Below are 6904 nucleotides of genomic sequence, written 5' to 3' on the forward strand. Positions count from 1 at the left end.
CAGCACAGTACTTCCTATAGTGTAAGGCTTTGGCCACCATTTTATTATTGATTCGTTTATAAAATTTGCAGCGTAGCTTTGCACTCGGTCACAAAATTGAAACACTGGATATCATTCCTCTGCTCTGGCTAACGCCAATCATCCAACTCTATGATGAACAACTGATTTCCATTCGCTTGCCCCATTCCGGAGGTAGCGCTGAAAATTGCTCAAAATCCCGATGTTCTGAATAGGGCGATTGGAGCACATTTGACAAAGAAGCCACCATAGAAAAATCACCTTTCTGTGCCAATTCGATCGCTTGTTGAGCCAGATAGTTTCTCAGTATGAACTTCGGGTTAACCTGACGCATGTTGTCACTTCGCTGAGTTAATGATACCTCTTCATCAGCACTGCGCTTTTTATAACGTTCCAGCCAATTCGCAGCCTTATTGCGATCGATAAATAAATCGACCAAAGACTCCCCCCCGTTGATGTCTATATTGGACAGTTCTCTGAAAAAACGTGGATAGTCGACCCGCTCTTGCTGCATTAACGCAAAACTGTCATTGAAAAACTCGCCATCGTCAGACTGTTTGGAAAGCAAACCAAATTTTTCACGCATCTGCTGACTGTAACGCGACTGCAATATAGGCGAAAAGGTCTCAAGTGACCGATCCAACTCGGCCCTGCTGATGAGCGGGGTCAGTGCATGGGCTAATGCTGTCAGGTTCCACAATGCGATAGACGGCTGATTGTCGAACGAATAACGGCCCTGATAGTCGGAGTGGTTGCAGATATATCCGGGCTCATAATCATCCATAAAACCAAACGGACCATAATCGAAAGTCTGGCCCAGAATTGACATGTTATCGGTATTCATGACGCCGTGAGCAAACCCCTGCGCTTGCCAGTGAGCAATCATTTCTGCGGTCAGCCGAACAATCTCAGAAAACATGGCAGCGTGTGGCTGTTCTTGCTGTTGGCAGTCAGGAAAATACCAGTTGAGTGCCTTATCTGCCAGCAGCTTGAGTGCATCGTGCTGACCACTGTAAAAGAAGTGTTCGAAATGACCAAAACGAATGTGCGTTTCTGCTGCTCGTACTAACAGAGCCCCTTGTTCAACATCCTCACGATATACGGCTGAGTCACTGACCATCATCGCTAACGCGCGGGTGGTAGGAATGCCTAAACCCGCCATTGCCTCGCTGCACAAGTATTCTCTGATGGTTGAGCGCAACACAGCCCGGCCATCGCCCATTCGGGAGTAGGGCGTCTGCCCGGCACCTTTTAAGTGTAAATCGTAGACCGTTCCTTTCTGGCTGGTGACCTCACCTAATAAGAGACCGCGACCATCTCCTAAGTCTGGATTATAAACACCAAACTGATGCCCGGCATACTTCATGGCGAGAGGTTTAAACGAGACATGCGCCTGCGTTCCAGACAAACTGTTCAACAGCGCAAAGTCCTGTCGAACGTCTTCAGGAAACCCCAACTCCAAAGCGAGATCACTGTTCCAGGCCACCCAACGAACATTCTCAAGAGGGGTTGGCTCGACTAGAGTATAAAAGTTACCGGGAAGCTCTGAGAAACGGTGTGAGATCGACACCTCATCCAACGACGACATAAGCAATCCATAAACATCCAATGATGACAACTAACTTGAGTATAGCGAGTTGGAGTAGATAAAAAAGAAACTAAAAACAGGGGTATTAATGAAGAAGTGCCGTATCGGGAGGAACGCCCATCGATGTACATCATCTCATCTGGGCTGTCCCCTAAGAAGTCAACGTTATTAGAGCATCGCCAGAATGGCAACCACTGTACCGAGAGAGAATAGGCAAGTGCGGCTAATAACACCGAGGTTGGAAGGCTGAATCATTTCTTGATGCATAGGCAATATCTCCTTTTTGTTACACTACAATTACAATGTAGTTTCAAGAGGTCATTTCTGCAACATATATCGCAGAAATGTTTGAAATACTGCTAAAAAATCGCCATAAAAATGTTAGAACAACCTTCATTCCGCCGAGAGAAGTGGTAAAACAAGTTGCTATCACCAGTTGCTTGCCCTTTTCATGTAAGATAAAGCCTGGGGATTGATGCACAACAAATGTCACCGATAAAATTCATAAATAGCGATAAGCATTCCAATTACAAAAACATCAAAATATAGCAAACAGGTGACCAAATAGATGCAGAGTCCGATTAATTGCTAATCTACTTCATTCCCCCAGTTTTTCTTCCTTTATCAAAAGTGCAAAGAACAGAGAAGCAAGCCAAATGGCTTGCTTCCTTTTAGTGTTCCCAGGGCCTGGCCTGAATTCAATCAACCGCCTGAGTGACTTTCTCCAACCTGACCGCTGACACCTTAAACTCCGGGATCTTGGCATAAGGATCAGTGGCCGTGTTGGTCAACTTATTCGCTGCGGATTCAACAAAGTGGAATGGTACAAACACGACCCCTTGCTGCATTCGCTTGGTGACAAATGCAGGTGCGGAGATTTCACCGCGTCTGGATACCAGCTTCACCTCTTCACCGTTAGCAATATTCAGTGCCTCAGCCTCTTCGACGCTAACCATAATTCTTGGTCCCGCAAGGTTGTCCAGCCCCTTGGTCTTACGTGTCATGGTCCCGGTATGGAACTGCTCCAGTAATCGGCCTGTCGTGAGAATCAAGGGGTACTCGGCATCTGGTAGCTCAGCCGCGTATTCAAATGGAATTGCCTTCATCGCGCCTTTACCACGAACAAACTGGTCCTTATGCATAATGCGCGTACCGAATGGCTTCACTTCATTGCATGGCCACTGCAGACCATTCCCACCAATAGATTGCCAGCGAATACCGTGATACTGCGGAGTCACATCCGCGATTTCTTCCGTAATATCCTGTACAGATTGATAGCGCCAGTCTCCCCCCATCGCGTTGGCGATCTGCTGGATGATGTACCAATCTTCTTTAGCTTCACCCGGCGCTTGCACAGCGGGTACTAACCGCTGAACACGTCTCTCAGTATTGGTGAAGTGACCCGCTTTTTCAGCAAATGAATAAGACGGCAATACTACGTCCGCAAGCTGAGCAGTCTCTGTCAGGAAGATATCCTGAACCACCAGAAAATCGAGTGACTTGAGACCATGAACCGCGTGGGCCTGATCCGGATCACTGAGCACTGGGTTTTCGCCCATCACGTAGAGTGCTTTGATGTCACCATCGCACGCACCATCAATGATCTCCGTCAGCGTTTTACCGCGCTCTGTTGGCAAATTGTTGCTATCCCAGGCTTTGGCGAATTTAGCCTGTACTTCTGGGTTAGTCACTTTCTGATAGCCCGGGTAGTCAGTAGGCAAAGCTCCCATGTCGCAGGAGCCCTGAACGTTGGACTGACCACGCAGCGGGTTGATACCACCACCTTCTACCCCTACGTTACCGCACAACATTTGCAAGTTGGCGATGGAACGCACATTGTCATGCCCTGTGGTATGTTGAGTGATCCCCATCGAATAAAATACCGAGGTGACCTTCGCGGTACCAATGAGCTCCGCTACCTGTTCAATATCAAACGCCGCAACACCAGTGACGAGCGCAGCCTTATCTGGCGCATAGGTGTCTTTGCGGATCTCCTGAACAAAGTCGTCATACCCTTCGGTACGGCTATCAATGTAGTCACTGTCTTGCCAACCATTCTTATCAATCACATGCATGATGGCATTCAGCAACATAACATCTGTACCCGGACGATGGCGTACATACAGTTTGGCATGATCAACCATGTCTATCCGCTTCGGATCCGCCACAATTAAGGTCGCACCATCGGCAACCGCTTGTTTGATGTGAGAGGCAATGATCGGATGCGCCGCACTGGTGTCAGAACCGATGATAAAAATAACATCTGAGTGCTTGATACTTGGAATGTCATTGGTCATCGCACCACTACCAAATGCGGCTTCTAGCCCCGTCACCGTCGACGAATGACACAGTCGGGCGCAGTGGTCGATATTGTTTGTACCCAGTTCACGGCGGAACAATTTCTGGAACGCATAATTGTCTTCATTGGTGGTTTTTGCTGATGAGAAACCGGCCAGACTGTCACTGCCATACATGGATTTAATTTTACTCAGCTTGTCGGCCACATATTGCACCGTTTCATCCCAGGAGGCTGGCACTAACTCACCCGCTTTGCGGATCAATGGTGTCGTCAGCCTTTCTTCACTTTGAATAAAGTCGAACCCAAAACGGCCTTTCACACAGAGCATCCCCTGATTCACCGGGGATGTTTTATCGCCTTTCACATAGCGAATCGTATTGTTGGCTGCGTCAACATACAACTCAACACGACATCCGACGCCACAGTAGGTACAGATGGTTTTTACTGGCGTTAGCATTTCAACGCGACCATGAGATTTGTCGCGTTTATCTGCCAGAGCACCTGTTGGACATACCTGAACACATGCACCACACTGGACACAATTGCTATCGCCCATCGTTGCACCGTCCGGAAAAGACGGTCGATGCGAAGTCTCAGAGAAGTTTAAGATCCCATGGACCGATTCCGTTTGGCAGGCATGGACACAAGAACCACAACTGATGCAGCGGTTGGCATCAAAAACAATAAATTCACTGGTTTTGTCAACCGGGAACATCTTGCGACCATTGGTATTGATCTCACGGTAATCGACTTTGTACTCGGTCGCGTAATCACGTAAATCACATTGTGTGTTTGCCTGACACCCGCACTCCAGACAGCGTGCTGCCTCTGCAATGGCTTTATCGTCGGTCATGCCCAGCTCCACCTCCTGGTAGGTGGTCTGGCAGGCTTCAACTGACAGATGCTCCGCTTTCGCCCTGGCCTTCGCTTTTTCCTGCAAATATTCGGTTTGGCGAACTTCCGTCAACCTTTCAGCCTTGCGACTGTTAAACGGCTTCTGCTGCGGTTTAAAGTGCCCCTGAAGAATGAAGCGTTCGATGGCATCTGCTGCTTTCTTACCGTCGGCTATCGCCTCAATCGCCGTCGCAGGTCCGCGCCTGAAATCACCGATACTGTACACATTGTAACCATGGTGCATTGAATCACCGTCAGAAGACGCGGTTCCCCAATCCGTCAAAGGCAGAGGGTGTTTGGCGGTTTTTAGAAATTCCACATCCGGCTTTTGCGACAATGCAGAAATCACAGTATCAAAATCAACAGTCTCTGTTTTACCGGTCGAGACCGGACGTCGTCGACCAGAACTATCGGGCTCTCCCAATGCCATGATTTCCAACTCAATGGCACTCACTCTGCCCATTTCATCCGCAATATTGCATTTAGGGTTGGTCAGGAATTTGAACTTGACCCCTTCCAGTTCCGCAGCTTCGATCTCATGCAGTTCTGCGGGCATTTCATTGCGAGTACGACGATAGATAATGGTAGTGTCAGCCCCTTCACGAATCGCCGTTCGGGCACAGTCTATGGCTGTATTGCCACCCCCTATGATGGCCACCTTGTTACCTATAGTGAAGGTTCGCTTCGTCATATGATCTTTTAAGAAGTCGACACCAAGAATGCAGCCCTCAAGCTCTGAGCCTGGGTAAGGCATGTTCACCGCTTTGGTCGCCCCGACGGCCAGACAAACCGCCTCGTAGTTCTCTGTGAGTTCCTCCAGGGTAATATCTTGACCCAGGACCGTATTGGGGTGAATACGCATGCCTCCCCGACACATGAGTTCAATCTCTTTATCCAGAATGTCTTTGGGCAACCGATATTCTGGGATCCCATATCGTAGCCACCCACCGGCCAGAGGCATGGACTCAAAAATATCAACGGCAAAACCCTGATAGCTAAGATAGTATCCAGCCGCTAGCCCTCCTGGCCCAGCCCCAACGATTGCGACTCTGTGACCATTATAGGGAAGCTTCGGTGGTTCAAACTGTTCAGCCAGAGCAAGGTCAATATCTGCAGCATGGCGTTTGAGTTGTCGAATTGCCAGAGGTTCATCCACTAGCGTCCGGCGACATTCGTGTTCACAGAATGCAGGACACACCCGACCAATGGAAATCGGCATCGGCAAAGTATCTTTAATGATTTTTACCGCTTGCTGATGATCCCCCTGAGCGATGTGATGCAGGTAAGTCTGAATATCAACGTTGGCAGGACAAGCAACCTTACAGGGTGCCTCACAGTCAGCATTATGATCAGCAAATATCTTATTAAGAGCCTGTCTTCTCAGGTTATTGATTTGAGCGGACTGAGTCACGATGGTCATGCCATCCTGAATTTTCGTTTCGCACGCCTTAACAATACCTTTACCTACAACCTCAACCACACAGAGATCGCAGGACTGTTTTTCGCTATGTTTGCTTATAGAGCAGAGGGAAGGGACATCGACTTTAATATCTTTTGCGACATCTAGGATGCTCTTATTTTCGCGCAGAAGATACGTTTGGCCGTTGATGATTACATTCATATAGAGCTATCTCTTTCAGATCGATTGAACAAACTCCACTGAACTCGTACTCGAAAGCACACAACTGGTTAGTCGTGTAATAAAAAGGCACTGCTTAAAAAGTTACTTGCGCATTCCAGCACTTAGGATAACTTGCTAACAAAAATACCGAATAAAGAGTACGACAAACCACCCGCCTATCGCTGTCATGGTGGTCCGTGTCACAGTGGTAGAACAAATCTAAAATGAGAATTCTTGGCGCTCTCAGGGAGTCCCCGGTTATAGGGATTTAAATAGGAGCAAAACTAGGGTAAGTATACCCACATTAACCTTGAGGTCAAACGGCCATACAATTAGTGTGACTATATACCCAGTTATCCATTAGGTAAGCGTTTTTTATAGTGGTCGGTGAAGAGCAATTCGATGGGGCTGGCCACCCAGCCCCCGACCCGCATGCGCATCCCACTCATGCCAAATGTCTTCCCGTCCGAATGCAAAAAGCCCC

At 48.2% G+C, this 6904-nt stretch carries 2 protein-coding genes; both read right to left on the reverse strand.

The genetic code is table 11. The features are described 5' to 3' along the window. Positions 1-148: 148 nt before the first annotated feature. Positions 149-1606: a protein adenylyltransferase SelO gene (locus tag C4S60_RS20595; protein WP_103882177.1), complete on the reverse strand. Its 1458-nt coding sequence runs from the start codon at positions 1604-1606 to the stop codon at positions 149-151. Positions 1607-2304: 698 nt separating this feature from the next. After that, on the reverse strand, positions 2305-6420 hold the full coding sequence (gene fdhF, locus C4S60_RS20605; RefSeq protein ID WP_103882178.1) for a formate dehydrogenase subunit alpha: 4116 nt from the start codon (positions 6418-6420) through the stop codon (positions 2305-2307). Between the last annotated feature and the right edge of the window lie 484 nt (positions 6421-6904).

This window comes from Vibrio hangzhouensis (assembly GCF_900107935.1).
GTDB lineage: Bacteria > Pseudomonadota > Gammaproteobacteria > Enterobacterales > Vibrionaceae > Vibrio > Vibrio hangzhouensis.

Bases quoted from the DNA above. Each gene is read 5' to 3' on its own strand.
- C4S60_RS20595 (WP_103882177.1), bottom strand. From the start codon at position 1,606: ATGTCGTCGTTGGATGAGGTGTCGATCTCACACCGTTTCTCAGAGCTT.
- fdhF (WP_103882178.1), bottom strand. From the start codon at position 6,420: ATGAATGTAATCATCAACGGCCAAACGTATCTTCTGCGCGAAAATAAG.